Origin of the sequence: Myxococcus stipitatus DSM 14675 (assembly GCF_000331735.1) — a bacterium.
GTDB classification, from domain to species: domain Bacteria; phylum Myxococcota; class Myxococcia; order Myxococcales; family Myxococcaceae; genus Myxococcus; species Myxococcus stipitatus.
The window spans coordinates 5,588,593-5,606,417 of record NC_020126.1; the positions used below are offsets into that span (position 1 = coordinate 5,588,593).

A 17,825-nucleotide genomic window follows, 5' to 3' on the forward strand; every position below is an offset into this window, starting at 1 on the left:
ACACCCGCGGCTCCCCGTCAATCACAGGGCTGAAACAGCTAAAGCGGTATTTTAAGACTCAGCCCACTAGAACGAAAGACGAGGAAACAAGTAGCCTCCGCCGCTCCGCATGAAGCCCTCTTCATCTGCTGCTCTCGACTCCACGTTGTTGGATTTGCTTGAGGAACGCGCCGGAGCAAACGCCGAGGCGCCGCTCTTCACCTTCGTCGAGGACAGCGACGGTGACGAAGCACGGCTGAGCCGTGGCGAGCTGTGGCGGAGGGCGCGGCGCGTCGCAGCGGCCCTGCGGCAGGGCGTCTCGCCCGGGGAGCGAGCGGTGCTGCTCTACCCGCCAGGGCTCGAGTACGTGGCGGGCTTCTTCGGGTGCATGGCCTCGGGCGTGGTGGCCGTGCCCGCCTATCCGCCGGACCCGTCCCGCCTGGAGCGCACGCTGCCGCGCCTGCGCGCCATCATCCAGGACGCGCAGGCGGCCGTCGTCCTCACGACGTCCTTCATCGTCTCCATGGCGGAGATGCTCTTCGAGGCCGCCCCCGACCTGCGAGACGTGCGCTGGGTGGCCACCGACGAGCTGCCCGAGGGCCTGGAGGACACCTGGCAACGGCCCGACGTGGGGCCCGACTCGCTGGCCTTCCTCCAGTACACGTCCGGCTCCACCGGCACGCCCAAGGGCGTGGAGCTCACCCACGCCAACCTGCTGCACAACCTGCGTCTCATCCATGGCGCCTTCCGGATGCACTCCGGGAGCGCGGGCGTCATCTGGCTGCCGCCGTACCATGACATGGGGCTCATCGGCGGCATCCTCGGCACCGTCTACGGTGGGTTCTCCACGACGCTGATGTCCCCGCTGAGCTTCCTGCGCAAGCCCTTGCGCTGGCTCACGGCGCTCTCCCAGACACGGGGCACCATCAGCGGAGGGCCCAACTTCGCGTTCGACCTGTGCGTGCGCAAGACGTCGGAGGTCGAGCGTCAGTCCCTGGACCTGAGCCACTGGGACGTGGCCTTCTGCGGCGCGGAGCCCATCCGCCCGGAGACGCTGGAGCGCTTCGTCGAGGCCTTCGCCCCCTGCGGCTTCCGCCGCGAGGCCTTCTATCCCTGCTATGGCCTGGCCGAAGGCACGCTCATCGTCTCCGGCGTGGACCAGGGCACCGTCCCCGTGCTGCGCGACGTCGCGGTGCGAGCGCTGGGACTGGGCACCGCCGTGGCCCCCGAGGGCGGGGAGTCCGCGCAGACGCTCGTCGGCTGTGGCCATACGCTGCCGGACCAGGATGTCGTCGTGGTGGACCCTCGGACCCATGCGCCGCTGCCCGCGGACACCGTGGGGGAGATCTGGGTGAAGGGGCCCAGCGTCGCGCGGGGCTACTGGCGGCGCGCCGAGGAGAGCGAGCAGACCTTCCAGGCGCGCACGTCCACGGGCGACGGTCCGTTCCTTCGCACCGGAGACCACGGCTTCCTCCGCGACGGCGAGCTCTTCGTCACTGGCCGCCTCAAGGACCTCATCATCGTCCGAGGCCGCAACCACCACCCCCAGGATGTCGAGCTGACCGCGGAGCGCGCGAGCCGGACGCTGCGCCCGGGCTGCGGCGCGGCCTTCAGCCGGGAGCGCGCGGGTGAAGAGCGGCTGGTGCTGGTGTACGAGGTGGACACCCGTCAGCAGGGGGAGCCCATCGAGGAGGTGGCTCGCGCCATCACCCAGCACGTGGCGGAGACCCATGAGCTCCAGCTCGATGCGCTGGTGCTCATCGAGCCGGGCAGTCTGCCCAAGACCTCCAGTGGCAAGGTGCAGCGGCGGGCCTGCCGCGCGAGCCTGTTGGACGGCTCGCTCCGCAGCGTGGCCGCGTGGGAAGCGAGCACGGGCGAGGAGGAGCCCGTCTCCGTCGAGACACCACCGGACGAGGCGCCGCGCTCGGTCGAGGGCGTGGAGGCGTGGCTGCGCACGCACCTGGCGCGGCGGCTGGGGGTTTCCCCCTCGGCGCTCGATGCCCATGAGCCGTTGACCCGCCACGGTCTGGATTCGCTCGGGGCCATGGAGCTCGCCAACGGCATCGAGCGGGGCCTGGGCATCACCTTGCCCATGGAAGCCCTGCTGAGCGGCCCGACCCTGGCCGAGCTCGCGGAGCGCATCTCGCGGCACGCGGCCTCGAGCACGGCGCTGTCGCTCCCCCGCGTCTCTCGCGAGCAACCGCTCCCGCTCTCCTTCGCGCAGCAGCGGCTCTGGTTCCTGGAGCAGCTCGAGCCGGGCAGCCCCCTCTACAACATCTCCGCGATGGTGCGGCTGGAGGGCACGCTGGACGTGGCGGCCCTGGAGCGCGCCTTCACCGAGCTGACCCGCCGGCATGAATCGCTGCGCACGACCTTCCAGGCCGACTCCACGGGCCAGGCCTGGCAGCACATCCACCCGCCCACCGCCCTGTCACTGGCGCGCGTGGACCTGTCCCGACTTCCTCCGGGAGAGCAGGAGACGGAGGTCCGCCGCGTCGCGGAAGAGGTGTCCCGGAGCGCCTTCGACCTGACGCGTGGCCCTCTGCTGCGGGGCGTCCTGCTGCGCCTGTCGGACAGCGACCAGGTGTTGGTGCTCTGCGTGCACCACATCGTCTCGGACGGATGGTCCATGGATGTGCTCGTGCGCGAGGTGGGCGTGCTCTACGACGCCTTCGTGCGCGGCCAGACATCCCCGTTGCCCGAGCCCCCCGCGCAGTACGTCGACCATGCCTGCTGGCAACGTGAGCAACTCCAGGGCGACGCACTGACGCGCCAGCTCGACTGGTGGAAGCAGCAGCTCGCCGGCGCCCCCGCGCACCTGGAGCTGCCCGGCGACAGACCACGGCGCCCCGTGCGGAGCATTCTCGGCGCAAGCCAGCCCCTGCACCTCTCCGCGGAGTCGTGGACGCGGCTGCGCGCCATGGCCCAGCGGGAAGACGTCACCCCGTTCATGGTGCTGCTCGCGGCCTTCCAGGCGCTGCTGCATCGCTACAGCGGGCAGGAGGACCTCTGCGTCGGCGCTCCCATCGCGGGCCGCACCCGGGGCGTGACGGAGGGCCTCATCGGCTTCTTCGTCAACACGCTGGTGCTGCGCTCGCGCTTCACCTCGGACACCTCCTTCCGCGCCCTGCTGGGCCAGGTCCGGGACACGACGCTGGGGGCCTATGCCCACCAGGACGTCCCCTTCGAGAAGCTGGTGGACGAACTGAGCCCCGTGCGTGAGCTCGGCCAGACCCCGCTCTTCCAGGCGATGCTGGTGCTCCAGCCGGATCCCCTGGCGAAGCTCACGCTGCCGGGTCTGTCCCTGCGCCGACTGCCGCTGCACACCCAGACCTCGAAGTTCGACCTCTCCCTCGCGGTCAGCGAGTTCGAGGGAGGGCTGACGGGCAGTCTCGACTTCGCGACGGACCTGTTCGAGCCCGCCACCGCCGCGCGCCTGGTGGAGCACCTGCTCACGCTGCTCGAGGCGGCCGTCGACGCACCCGAGACCCGCGTGGGAGCGCTGCCCCTCTTCGGCGACGCCGAGCGCGCGCGGCTGCTGGAGCACTTCGCGACCGAGGCCACTTCATTCCCTGCCCGTGACTCCGTGCTCGCGCTCATCGAGGAGCAGGCGGCGCGCCACCCCGAACGGCCCGCCGTCGCCTGCGAGGAGCAGCGACTCACCTACGCGCAGCTCGACGCGCGCGCCAACCAGCTCGCCTGGCACCTTCGCGCGTCGGGCATCGGCGGCGAAGACCGGGTCGCCGTGTGCTTGGAGCGCTCCGTCGACACCGTCGTCGCCTTGCTGGGCATCTGGAAGGCAGGGGCGGCCTACGTCCCGCTGGACCCGGAGTGGCCCCCGTCGCGACGCGAGTCCCTGGTGCGCGCGGTCTCCGTCCAGGCCGTCGTCACCACCTCCCCGCATGCGGCGGGGATGGCCTCGGCATCGGTGCCCCTGGTTGAGCTGGACACGCTGGCCGAGCACCTCTCCGACCTGAGCACCTCGCGGCCCGGGGCCTCGCTGCTGCCCCAGCACGTCGCCTATGTGCTCTTCACCTCGGGCTCCACGGGCCAGCCCAAGGGTGTCGCCGTCGCGCATGCGCAGTTGCTGAACTACGTCCAGGCGGCCACGCAGCGGCTGGACCTGGAGGCGTGCGAGAGCTTCGCCCTCGTGTCCACGTTCGTCGCGGACCTGGGCAACACCGTGCTGTTCCCGGCCCTGTGCCTCGGCGGGCTGCTGCATGTGCTCACGCGTGAGCGCGCGGCCAACCCCGAGGGCGTGGCCGAGTACGTCCAGCGACACCCCATCGACTGCATGAAGGTCGTGCCGTCGCACCTCGCCGCGCTGATGACGGCGCCCCAGCCGTCGCGGGTGCTCCCTCGCAAGCGGCTGGTGCTGGGAGGCGAAGCACCCTCCTGGTCCCTCGTTGAAGAGGTGCATCGGCTGGCCCCTCGCTGCGAGGTGCACAACCACTACGGCCCCACCGAGACGACGGTGGGCGTGCTGGCGGGGCGCGTGTCCTTCACGCAGCCAACCTCCGCCGCGGTGCCCCTGGGGCGCCCGCTGGCGAACACCCGCGCCTACGTGTTGGACGCGGGCCTGCGGCTGGTGCCCATCGGCGTGCCTGGCGAGCTGTACGTGGGTGGAGACCAGGTCACCCGAGGCTATGCCGCCCAGCCGGGCCTGACGGCGGAGCGGTACATGCCGGACCCGTACAGCCCGAAGCCCGGCGCGCGCATGTACCGCACTGGAGACCGGGTGCGATGGCTGGCGGACGGGCGGCTGGAGTTCCTCGGCCGCGTCGACTTCCAGGTGAAGCTGCGCGGCTTCCGCGTGGAGCCGGGTGAAGTGGAGAAGGTGCTGGAGCGGCATGAGGCCGTGAGGCAGGCCGTCGTCGTGGTGCGCGAGCCCACACCGGGCCACCCTCGCCTCGTCGGCTACGTCGTCCCGCGCGCCCCCTCTGGCGTGGACACGCGGGCCCTGCGCGCCTTCCTCCAGTCCCAGGTGCCCGAGTACATGGTGCCCTCGGCGCTCGTGGTGCTGGAGGCGCTCCCGCTCAACGCCAACGGCAAGCTCGACCGCCAGGCCCTGCCCGCGCCCGAGGCTTCCGACACCCCGACGAGCAGTTTCATCGCCCCGCGGGACGAGGTGGAGCAACGCCTGGCCGGCATCTGGGCGCAGGTGCTGGGTCTGGCGCGGGTCGGTGTCCACGACAACTTCTTCGAGCTGGGCGGCGACTCGATCATCAGCCTCCAGGTGGTGGCCCGGGCCCGGCAGGCCGGCATCTCCCTGGCCACGCGCGACCTCTTCCAGCATCAGACGCTGGAGGCGCTCGCGCGGGTGGCTCGCGCCGTCCCCCAGGCCGCGGCCGCCGCGGAACAGGGCCCCGTCACGGGCCCGGCCGTGCTGACGCCCATCCAACGGCACCTGCTGCGACACGGGTCCGAACACGCGCACCACTACAACCAGGCCGTGCTCCTGGTCTGTCAGCGTCCCCTGGAGGTCGCGCCGCTCGAAGAGGCCCTCCGCCTCCTCCTCGTCCACCACGATGCCCTGCGCATGCGCTTCACGCGGGACGGAGAGCAGTGGCTCCAGAATGGCGTCGCGCCCGAGGACGCCCCCTTCTCCCTGCATCAGGTGGACCTGTCCTCCACACCGGCCGCCGAGCAGCCCGCGGCCCTGGAGGCCGAGGCTTCGCGACTCCAGGCCGGCTTCGTCTTGAGCGAGCCCCCGCTGTTGCGCGCCGCCCTCTTCCACCTCGGTGGGGGCCAGCAGCGGCTGTTCCTCGTGGCGAACCACCTGGTCGTGGACGCGGTCTCCTGGCGCATCCTCGTGGAGGATCTCGAGTCCGGTTACACGCACCTGGCGGAGGGCCGCCCCGCCGTCCTTCCCCCGAAGACCACGTCCTTCCAGGAGTGGGGCCAGCGGCTGCGAACCCATGCGGCGTCTCCAGCGATACTGAGCGAGGCGCCGTACTGGCGTCAGACCACGAGCGCCGCCGCCCCCCTCCTGCCCATCCAGGCCTCGGCACCCAACACCCAGGCGCTCGAGCAGCGGCTGGCCTTCCACCTGGAGGCAGAGGAGACGCGGCTGCTCCTCCAAGAGGTTCCCGGAGCCTGGCGCGCGCGCATCGACGACGTGCTGCTCACGGCGCTCGGGCAGGCGCTCACGGGCCAACCCGAGGCCGTCATCCATGTGGAGGGACACGGCCGGGAAGAGCTCTTCGCCGACGTGGACCTGTCGCGCACCGTGGGCTGGTTCACCTCGCTGGTGCCCTTCCGCATCCACCTGCCCGAGCGCGGAACGACGGGCGATGCCCTGCGCGCGGTGCGGGACGCGCGTCAGCGGCGGACCCATCACGGCATCGGCTTCGGGCTGCTCCAGTCCCTCGCGCCTCCCGAGGTGGCTGAGGGCCTGCGCGAGCAGTCCGTGCCGGAGGTGACGTTCAACTATCTGGGCCAGCTCGACACCGCGCTGGCCGCGAGCCGCCTCTTCGCGTGGGGCTCCGAGTCCACCGGCCCGCTCGCCGCGCCCACCGGCACCCGGCTTCGCGAGCTGGAGATCATCGCCTCCGTGCTCGGGGGCCGGCTGCAGCTCACCTTCGGGTACGGCGCTCGACGACTCGACGAGGTCACCGTCCGCGCGCTGGCCGAGCGCCTGCTCCAACACCTGCGCACGCTCATCGCCCAGCGTCACTCCGACGATGCGCGGCGCTTCTCGCCGGGGGACTTCCCCCTGGCCGCCCTGTCCCAGCAGTCGCTCGACCTCCTGTTGCCACAGGTGCCCGGGGCGGTCGCGGACATCTATCCGCTGTCCCCCACGCAGCAGGGCCTGCTCTTCCATGCCCTGCTGTCACCGGGGTTGGACGTCTACCTCCTCCAGAACTCGTGGGCCGTCCACGCCGCGCTGGACACGACGGCGCTGGAGCAGGCGTGGCAAGCCTGCCTCCAGCGACACCCCGCCCTGCGCGCCTCGTTCCACTGGCAAGGGTTGGACACGCCCGTGCAGGTCGTCCACGCCCAGGCACCGACGACTTTCGCGGCGCAGGACTGGCGCGGCCTCACGCCGACGGAGCAGGAGGACCGCCTCGAGCGCTTCATCCGAGATGAACGGAAGGCGGGCTTCGACTTCACCCGCGCGCCGCTGATGCGCTTGAAGGCATTCCAGCTCCAGGATGACGTGTGGCGCCTGCTCTTCAGCCACCACCACCTGATGATGGACGGCTGGAGCCTGGGCCTGGTGCTCCAGGAGGTCTTCGCGCTCTACGACGCCTTCCGCGCGAGCCGCGCTCCGGAGCTGGCCGCGCGGCCTCCCTTCCGGGACTACCTCTCCTGGCTGCGGAGCCGGGACACCACCGCCGACGAAGCCTTCTGGCGCGACTACCTAGCGGGCTTCACCGCTCCCACGCCCCTGCCCTCGGACACCCACGTCACGCCGCCTCCTGGGACCCACGCCGACCATCCGCTGCTCGAGCAACACCTCACCGCCGAGGCCAGCACCACCCTCCAGGACTTCGCCCGTCAGCACCACCTCACCCTCAACACCGTCGCGCTGGCGGCCTGGGCCCTGGTGCTCTCGCGCTACACCGGTGAGCGGGACGTCGTCTTCGGGAGCACGCTCTCCGGACGCCCCCCGGAGCTGACCGGGTCCGCGGCGATGGTGGGCATGTTCATCAACACGCTGCCCATCCGCGTCCGGCTGCCGGGCCGTGACGTCCCGCTGCTGCCCTGGCTGCGCTCGCTCCAGGAGCAGGTCGCGGAGGTGCGACAGTACGAGCACTCCACGCTCGTCGACGTCCAGACGTGGAGCGAGCTGCCTCGAGGAACGCAGCTCTTCGAGTCGCTGCTCGTCGTCGAGAACTACCCCATCGACGAGGCGCTGCGCCGGCGCTCCCTCAGCCTCGACGTGCGCGACCACCGCTCCGTCGAGCGCTCCAACTATCCCCTCGGCCTCGGCATCATCCCGGGCGCCCAGGTGCGGCTGCTCCTGTTCCACGACTCGCCCCGCTTCCAGCGGGACGCGATGCTGCGACTGCTCGACCACTGGCGCCTGGCGCTGGAGGGATTTTCGGCCCGGCCTCGGGGACACCTGGACGAGGTGTCCCTGCTCTCCGACACCGAGCGCCGCCAGCTCCTGGTCGAGTGGAACCCCGAGCCCCGCGTCGTCTCGCGTCCCCCGCTGGTGCACCGCCTCTTCGAGGCCCGCGTCGCACGCACGCCGGAGGCCCCCGCGCTCGTGCATGGCGCCGAGTCGCTGACCTACGGCGAGCTCAACGCCCGCGCCAACCAGCTCGCCCGGCACCTGCGCCGACTGGGCGTCGGCCCCGAGCTGCTCGTCTCCTTGTGCATGGAGCGCTCCGTCGACCTCGTCGTCGCCATGCTGGCCACGCTCAAGGCCGGTGGCGCCTGGCTCGCGCTGGACCCCACGCTGCCCTCCGAGCGCCTGGCCTTCATCACCGAGGACGCCGCGTCGCCCGTGCTCATCACGCACTCCTCGCTGGAGCACCTGCTCGACCGGCGCGGCTTCGCGGTGAAGGTCGACGAGCACGCGGACCGCATCGAGCGGGAGTCCGAGGACAACCTGGACGAGGTGCTGGAGGACGCACGCAGGCTCGCCTACGTCATCTACACCTCCGGCTCCACGGGCCGGCCCAAGGGCACCCTGTTGACACATGGTGGCCTCTGCAACACCGCCACGGAAGCAGGACTCGCCCACGGCTACCGCGAGGACGACCGGGTGCTCCAGTTCGCCAACGCGAGCTTCGATGCCTCCGTCTGCGAGGTGTTCGCCACCCTCCTGTCCGGCGCCTGCCTGGTCCTGGCGAATCAAGAGGACCTGCTCCCACCGGAGCCCCTGCGCGGCCTGCTGGTCGGGCAGTCCATCACCGCGGTGACGCTGACGCCCACCGTGCTCGCGCAGTTGGAGCCTCGGGAGCTGCCGCTCCTGAGGACCCTCATCTCCGCCGGCGAGGCCCTGCCCGTCGAAGTCGCGCGACGGTGGAGCGTGGGTCGCACGCTGATCAACGCGTATGGCCCCACGGAAGCCACCATCTGCGCCACCCTCAGCGGCCCCGTGGACCCCGAGCACCCGAGCATCGGCCGGGCGCTGCCGGGCGTGCGGGTCTACGTCCTGGATGCGCGCCTGGAGCCCGTGGCGCCGGGCATGGATGGAGAGCTCTACGTCGGCGGCGCGGGCGTGGCCCGAGGCTACCTGGGACGTGCGGCGCTCACCGCGGAGCGCTTCATCCCCGACCCCTTCAGCCTCGAGCCGGGCGCGCGCCTGTACCGCACGGGCGACAAGGTCCGCTGGGCGCCGCGAGGCGAGCTGGAGTTCCTGGGCCGCTTCGACCTCCAGGTGAAGCTGCGCGGCTTCCGCATCGAGCTGGGAGAAATCGAAGCCGTGCTGCGCGCGCAGCCGGGCGTGAGGGACGTCGCCGTCGTCCCGCGCGAGGATGTCCCTGGCGACAAACGCCTGGTCGCGTACGTGGTGCCCTCGGCGGACACGGAGGTCCATCCCCAGTCGCTGCGCTCCGCGCTGTCGTCGAGCCTGCCCGAGTACATGGTGCCCGCGGCCTTCGTGTCGATGGACGCCCTGCCACGCACCTCCAGCGGCAAGGTCGACCACCGCGCCCTGCCGGCACCGGACGGCGCGGACGTCGCGGCCCACGAGTACGTCGCCCCCGAGACGGCGACGCAGCAGAAGCTGGCCACCATCTGGCGCGAGGTCCTGGCCGTCGAGCAGGTGGGTCTACGCGACGAGTTCATGGCGCTCGGCGGCCACTCGCTGCTGGCCACCCAGGTCGTCTCACGCATCCGCGCCTCGCTGGGCATCGAGCTGCCGCTGCGCGCCCTCTTCGAGTCCTCCACCCTGGAGGAGCTGGCCCGACAGGTGGATGCCGCCGCGGGCACCGCGAAGTCCCCCCCGCTTCCGCCCCTGCGGCCCGCGGCTCGGGAGCAGCACCTGCCGCTGTCCTTCTCCCAGCAGCGGCTGTGGTTCCTGGAGCAGCTCGAGCCCGGGCGCGCGACGTACAACATGCCCGCCGCCATCCGCGTGACGGGGCCCCTGGACGTCGAGACGTTCGAGCGCTGCGTGACGGAGATGCTCCGCAGGCATGAAGTCCTGCGGACCACGTTCCACACCTCCGGAGGCGAGGCGTTCCAGGTCATCGCCCCACCCGCCCCCTGGCGACTGCCGACCCACGACCTCTCCTCCGTGCCCGCGGAGCAGCGCGAGGACGTGGCGCGGAAGGTGGCGCTGGAGGAAGGCCAGAAGCCCTTCGACCTCACGCGCGGCCCGCTGCTGCGGCTGACCCTGCTGAAGCAGTCGGACGAAGTGCACCAGCTCGTGGTGGTGATGCACCACATCATCTCCGATGGGTGGTCCATCACCGTGCTCATCCAGGAGCTGAGCACCCTGTACGCCGCCTGGTCCCAGAGCCAGCCCTCCCCGCTTCCCGAGCTGCCCGTCCAATATGCCGACTACGCGGTGTGGCAGCGCCAATGGCTGCGAGGCGAGGAATTGGAGCGGCAGCTCGCGTACTGGCGCCAGCACCTCGCGGATGCGCCACCGCTGCTGGAGCTGCCGACGGACCGGCCCCGGCCCGCGGTCCAGACGTTCCGAGGCGCCGCGTTCCCGGTGCACTTCGACAAGGCCCTGAGCAGCGCGCTCAAGGCCCTGGCGCAGCGCGAGGGTGTCACGCCCTTCATGCTGGTGCTGGCCATCTACCAGTTGATGCTCTCGAGGTACTCGGGCCAGCGGGATATCAGCGTGGGCTCTCCCACCGCCGGGCGCCGGCTCGCCGAGCTCGAGCCGCTCGTGGGCTTCTTCGTCAACAACCTGGTGCTGCGCACGCGGCTCGACGGTGACCCCTCCTTCCGTGAGCTGCTCGGGCGCGTCTGGGAGACGACGCTGAACGCGTATGCCCACCAGGACATCCCGTTCGAGAAGCTGGTGGACGAGCTGCGGCCTCGGCGCAACCTGGGCCACAGCCCGCTCTTCCAGGTGTGGTTCGTGCTCGACAAGGCCCGCCTCGCGGACTTCACCGCGGGCCCGCTGACGCTGAGCACCGTGGAGACCGACGCGGGAGTGTCCCGGTTCGACCTGGCCCTCTTCCTGTCGGACACCGAGGACGGGCTCACCGGCACCCTCGACTACAACACCGACTTGTTCGACGCCTCCACCCTCGCGCGGATGGCAGAGCACCTGCGCGTGTTGATGGAGGGCATCGTCGCCGCGCCCGATGCGCGCTTGTCGAGCCTGCCGATGATGCCGGCCCACGAGCGCCGCCAGCTCCTGGTGGACGGGAGCGCCCCGCCCCGGGAGCTGCCCCAGCCGCGCCTGGTGCACCGCCTCTTCGAGGCCCAGGCGGCCCGGACACCGGAGTCCCCAGCCGTCGTGCACGGCTCGGAGTCCGTCACCTACGGAGAGCTCAACGCGCGCGCCAACCAGCTCGCGCGGCACCTGCGCCGACTGGGCGTGGGCCCGGAGGTCCTCGTCTCCATCTGCCTGGAGCGGTCCACCGATTACATCGTCGCCGTGCTTGCCACGCTCAAGGCAGGGGGCGCCTGGCTCCCGTTGGACCCCACGTTGCCCTCCGAGCGCCTGTCCTTCATCACGTCGGATGCCTGGGCGCCCGTCCTCATCACCCACTCGTCCCTGGAGCACCTGCTCGACCGCCGTGGCTACGTCCTCCTGATGGATGAGCACGCGGAGCGCTTCGAGCGGGAGTCCGACGCGGACCTCGATGGGGCGATGGACCCGGCGCAGCTCGCCTATGTCATCTACACCTCCGGCTCCACGGGCCGGCCCAAGGGGACGCTGCTGACGCAGGGCGGCCTCTGCAACACCGCGCTCCAGACCGTGGACTTCATGGCCCTGGGGCCCGGCCATCGGCTGTTGCAGTTCTTCTCGTCGGCCTTCGACGCCTCGGTCTCGGAGCTCTTCCCCGCGCTGTTGTCGGGGGCGACGCTGGTGCTGGCCTCGCGCGAGGAGCTGATGCCGGGTGAGCCGCTGCTGACCGTGGTGCGTGAGCAGGCCATCACCACGCTGAAGGTCACGCCGTCCGTGCTGGCCCAGCTCGACCCGGAGGGACTGCGCGACGTGCGCACGCTCATCTGCGCGGGCGAGGCCATGGGGGCGGAGCTGGTGGAGCGCTTCGCGCCGGGGCGGCGGTTCGTCAACGCGTATGGACCCACGGAGGCCACTGTCTGTGCCACGGTGAACGCGGCGGTGCAGGCGCGGCGGGTCACCATCGGTCGGCCCTTCCACAACGTCCAGGCGTACGTGTTGGACGACCAGGGACTGCTGGTGCCTCCTGGAGTGCCGGGCGAGCTGTACCTCGGGGGCATGGGCCTGGCCCGTGGATACCTCGGGCGGCCAGACCTCACCGCCGAGCGCTTCGTCCCGAATCCCTTCGGCACCGAGCCCGGCGCACGGCTGTATCGCACGGGTGACAAGGTGCGCTGGCTGTCCGACGGGGAGCTGGAGTACCTGGGCCGCGTCGACTTCCAGGTGAAGCTGCGCGGCTTCCGCATCGAGCTGGGCGAAGTGGAGACGGTGCTGACCCAGTCGCCCTCCGTGCGCGAGGCGGTGGTGTTGCTGCGCGAGGACTCACCGGGCATCAAGCGGCTGGTCGCGTATGTCGTCCCGGGCACGCTCGACCCGGCGGCGCTGCGGGACGTCCTCCAGCAGCGGCTGCCCGACTACATGGTGCCGGCCGTCTTCGTCCCGCTGGAGGCCCTGCCTCTGACCGCCAACGGCAAGGTGGACCGGAAGGCGCTGCCGCCGCCGGATGCCTCCGTGAAGGACACGTTTGTCGCCCCGCGCGACGAGGTGGAGCGGCACCTGGCCGACATCTGGGCCCAGCTCCTGGGGCTCGAGCGAGTCGACGTCCACGACAACTTCTTCGAGCTGGGCGGCGACTCCATCATCAGCCTCCAGGTGGTCGCCCGTGCGCGGGGGTTCGGCCTCTCGCTGGCGACGCGAGACCTCTTCCAGAACCAGACGTTGGAAGCCTTGGCGAGGGTGGCGCGAGCCGCGTCGACCCGGCTCGTGGGTGAGCAGGGTCCCGTGTCCGGGGCGGTGCCGCTGCTGCCCGTGCAACAGCACCTGCTGCATCACGACGCCGCCCATGCGCACCACTTCAACCAGGCGATGTTGCTGGAGTGCCGAGAGCCACTCAGCCCCGCGCATGTCGAGGAGGCCCTGCGCCACCTGGTCACCCACCACGATGCCCTGCGTCTGCGCTTCACCCGGGACGACGCGGGGAGATGGGAGCAGCACGGGGTCCTGCCCGAAGAGGCTCCCGTCACCCTATTGCAGGTGGACCTGACCGCGCTTCCGGCCGAGGAGCAGGCACGCGCGATGGAGGCGGAGGCCACGCGGATCCAGGCGGGCTTCACGCTGGGTCAGCCGCCCTTGCTGCGTGCCGCCCTCTTCCACCTGGGAGTCCGTTCACAACGCCTGCTCCTCGTGGCCCACCACCTGGTGGTGGACGCCGTCTCGTGGCGCATCCTCCTGGGGGACTTCGAGTCCGCCCATGCGCGCGCGCAGGAGGGAGTGGACGTTGCCCTGCCTCCGAAGAGCACCTCGTACCAGACCTGGGCCCGACGGCTCCGCGACTACGCGGCCTCGGAGGGCTTCGCGACGGGCGTCGCCCCCTGGCTCGAGGCGATGCAGCGGCCGGTGGTCGCTCTGCCAACCGACACCCCTCGCCTCGACACCCAGGGCGCTGGGCAGCAACAGGAAGGCAGCCTCGATGAGGAAACGCGCTCGTCGCAGCAACGCGAGGCGATACAGCGGCCGGTGGCCGCTCTGCCGACCGCCCCCCCTGGCCTCAACACCCAGGGCTCCGAGCAACGGGTGTCGGTCAGCCTCGATGAGGAGGAGACACGCCTTCTGTTGCAGGACGTGCCCGGTGCCTGGCGTGCCCCCATCAACGATGTGCTGCTCACCGCCCTGAGCCGCACCCTCCACGAGTGGACGGGCCAGCCACGCGCCTTCATTCACGTGGAGGGCCATGGCCGTGAGGACCTCTTCTCCGACGTGGACCTGTCGCGCACGGTAGGGTGGTTCACCTCACTGGTACCGCTCCACGTGGAGCTGCCTACCCAAGGCTCCCTGGGTGACACGCTCCGCGCCGTGCGCGACACGCGCCGCCTTCTGCCGCATCAGGGCATCGGCTTCGGCCTGCTCAAGTGGATGGCGCCCACCGAGGCCGCCGCGCCCGCCCACGCCTGGCCCGTTCCACAGGTGGCCTTCAACTACCTGGGCCAGTTGGACGGCGCCGCGGCCTCCAGCCGGCTGTTCACCCTGGCCGCGGAGGCCAGCGGGCCCACCATCGCGCCCGAGCGCACCCGTCTGCACGTGCTGGAGTTCAACGGCTCGGTCCTCGGAGGCAGGCTCCAGCTCGCCGTCAGCTACAGCGCCCAGCTCCACCACGAGTCCACGGTGCGAACGCTGGCATCGCGCTTCGTCGCGAACCTGCGCCAGCTCATCTCGGAGCGGAACTCCGAGGACGCGCGCCGGCTCTCACCGGGTGACTTCCCCCTCGCCGCCCTGTCCCAGTCCGCACTCGACACACTCCTGCATCGCACCGGCCCGGACCTCGAGGACCTCTACCCCCTGTCCCCGACGCAGCAGGGCATGCTCTTCCATGCACGGCTCACCTCGGGCGAAGCCGCGTACTTCGAGCAGCTGTCCTGGACGGTCTCCTCTCCGCTGGACATGGCCGCCTTCCTCGATGCGTGGCGTCTCTGCATCGACCTGCACCCCACCCTCCGCTCGTCCTTCCACTGGGAAGGGCTCGAGGTTCCCCTCCAGGCGGTTCACGCCCGGGTGGACCTGCCGTTCGCGGAGCTCGACTGGCGCGACGTGCCCGAGGCGGAGCTGTCCGCGCGCCTCGATCAATTCCTCGCCGAGGACAAGCAGCGCGGACTGGACCTGCGTCGGCCGCCCCTCATCCGACTCACCGCGTTCCACCTCGGTGACGGCACGGTCCGCTTCCTCTGGAGCCACCACCACCTGCTGGTGGACGGTTGGAGCCTGGGGCTGCTCATCAAGGACGTCTTCTCGCTCTACGCCGACCTTCGCACCGGCACGAAGCCAGCACGTGCGCAGCGCCCGGCGTTCCGCGAGTACATCGCCTGGCTGCAACGCCGGGAGTCTTCCACGGACGAAACCTGGTGGCGGGGTTACCTCCAGGGCTTCAGCGCGCCCACGCCGCTCCCCGGAGACAAACGAACGTCACCTGGGCGAAGCACCACCGCACGACATCACATCATGGAGCTGAGCCTGTCCGCCCCGGACTCGTCCTCACTCCAGACCTTCGCGCGGAGTCATCAGCTCACCTTGTCCACCCTCGCCCTCGCGGCCTGGGGCCTGGTCCTCGCGCGCCACGGCGGCGAGCAGGACGTCGTCTTCGGCAACACCGTGGCGGGAAGACCCGCGGAGCTGCCCGGCGCCGACACCCTGGTGGGCGTGTTCATCAACACGCTGCCCGTCCGCGTGCGGCTCGCCTCCGCCTCCTCGGACGTGCTGCCCTGGCTCCAGGAACTCCAGTCCCTGCAAGCCGAGCAGCGTCGGTTCGAGCACTCCCCCCTCGTCGAGGTGCAGTCCTGGAGCCAGGTGCCCCGAGGCACGCCGCTCTTCGAGTCGCTGCTCGTCTTCGAGAACTACCCCCTGGACTCCTCGCTGCTCGGCCCCGACTCACCCGTGGTGGTGCGAGACATCCAGGCCGTCGAGTCCACCCACTACCCGCTCACGCTCTCGGTCATCCCCAGCGGAGCCCTCCGCCTGAGGGCCGTGCATGACCCGGCCCGCCTCGACGACACGAACGTGCGGCGGCTCCTGGAGCACTGGCGACAGGCCCTGCTATCGCTGACCCGCGCCGCGCGACTCGGTGAGGTCTCCCTGCTCCCGGAGGACGAGCGCCGTCAGGTGCTCCTGGACTTCAACGCCACCCGCGCGGACTTCCCCGCCGACCGCTGCATCCACCACCTCTTCGAGCAGCAGGCCACGCTGCATCCGGACGCCATCGCGGTGGAGTTCGGCGACCAGCGGCTCACGTATAGACAACTCGACGCACGCGCCAACCAGCTCGCGTGGGTGCTCCGCGAGCACGGCGTGGAGGCCGACAGCTTCGTCGCGCTCTGCCTGGAGCGCTCGGTGGAGCTCATCATCTCGCTCCTGGCCATCCTCAAGACCGGTGGTGCGTACCTGCCCTTGGACGCGGCCTATCCAGCCCAGCGCCTTGCCTTCATGCTCGAGGACGCGCCGCCGCGACTGCTCCTCACCTCGAAGGCCCTGCGCTCCCGTCTCCCCGCCTCCGACTCGCTGCCCAGCCTGGAGATCGAGACGCTGGACCTGGAAGAGCGCCCCACCTCGCCGCCGCCCGTCCGAGTCACCTCGCGCCACCTCGCCTACGTCGACTTCACGTCCGGCTCCACCGGCCGGCCCAAGGGCGTCGCCGTCGAGCACCGCTCCGTGGTCCGCCTCTTCCACGGCGGCGACTACGCGCGGTTCGGACCCGACGAGACCTTCCTCCTCATCGCGCCCATCTCCTTCGACGCCTCCACGCTGGAAGTCTGGGGACCGCTCCTCTTCGGCGGACGGCTGGTCGTCTTCCCGCCGCACCCCCCCAGCGACCTCAAGCTGCTGCGCGATGTCCTCGAACGGCATCGCGTCACCACCCTCCACCTCACCGCGGGACTGCTCACCCAGGTGGTGGACCTGGAGCCCGACGCGCTGAAGGGCGTGCGCCAGCTCCTCACGGGGGGAGACGTCGTCTCGGCGCCGCACGTGAAGCGAGTGCTCGAGGAGCAAGGCCTCCCCGTGACGGCCTGCTATGGGCCCACGGAGGGCACCCTCTTCACGTCCTGCCATCGCATGACGAACCCGGACCAGGTGGGCACGTCGGTGCCCATCGGCAAGCCCATCGGGAACACGCGGGTGTACCTGCTGGACGAGTCCCTGCGGCCCGTCCCCCTGGGCGCGCCGGGCGAGCTCTTCATCGGTGGCCTGGGCGTGGCACGAGGTTACCTGTCCCGCCCCGACCTCACCGCCGAGCGCTTCATCCCCGACGCCTTCGACCCCGAGCCCGGTCAGCGCCTGTACCGCACCGGCGACCTGGCACGCTGGCGCGACGACGGAGTGCTCGAGTTCCTCGGCCGAGGCGACGCCCAGGTGAAGCTGCGCGGCTACCGCATCGAGCTGGCCGAAGTGGAGTCCCACTTGCTGGCCCATCCTCGGGTCCGCGAGGCCGTCGCCCTCGTCCGTGAGGACGCGCCTGGAGACAAGCGCCTCGTGGCCTACGTCGTCCCCACCACCGGTGAGAGCGAGGGCACGACGGCCTCCGCGCTGAGGACCTTCCTCCAGCAGCGGCTCCCCGAGTTCATGGTGCCCTCCAGCTTCGTGGCCCTGGACCGCCTGCCCCTGACCGCCAACGACAAGGTGGACCGCAAGGCCCTGCCCGCTCCGGAGCAGGTCTCGCGCCCGGCACGCGAATACGAGGCCCCTCGCAGCGAGCTCGAGCAGCAGCTCGCCGCCATCTGCGCGGAGCTCCTCCGCGTCGGGCGGGTCGGCCTGCACGACAACTTCTTCGAGCTGGGAGGCCACTCGCTTCTGGCCACCCGGTTGGTGGCGCGAATCCGCGCGGCCTTCGACGTGGACCTGCCCCTGCGTCAGCTCTTCGAGGCCCCCACCGTGGCCGGGCTCGCGCTGAACGTCCTCCAGCTCACCTCCGGCCAGTCACCCCAGGAGCTCACGGCGCTGCTGGAGGAGTTCGAGCAGATGAGCGAGGCGGAGCTCCAGGCCCTGCTGGATGACGAGTCCTCGTCGGGATGACGCGCCCCCATCCACCCCGGACCTG

1 protein-coding gene is annotated in these 17,825 nt (G+C 71.0%); it reads left to right on the plus strand.

Annotation, left to right across the window (positions count from 1 at the left end; genetic code table 11):
• Positions 1-109 precede the first annotated feature (109 nt).
• Complete coding sequence (locus tag MYSTI_RS21495; protein ID WP_015349899.1) at positions 110-17,800, plus strand: non-ribosomal peptide synthetase; 17,691 nt, start codon at positions 110-112, stop codon at positions 17,798-17,800.
• Positions 17,801-17,825: the final 25 nt, after the last annotated feature.

What these genes read in the sequence shown, in the direction of transcription:
- MYSTI_RS21495 (WP_015349899.1), top strand. Translation starts at nt 110, where the DNA reads ATGAAGCCCTCTTCATCTGCTGCTCTCGACTCCACGTTGTTGGATTTG.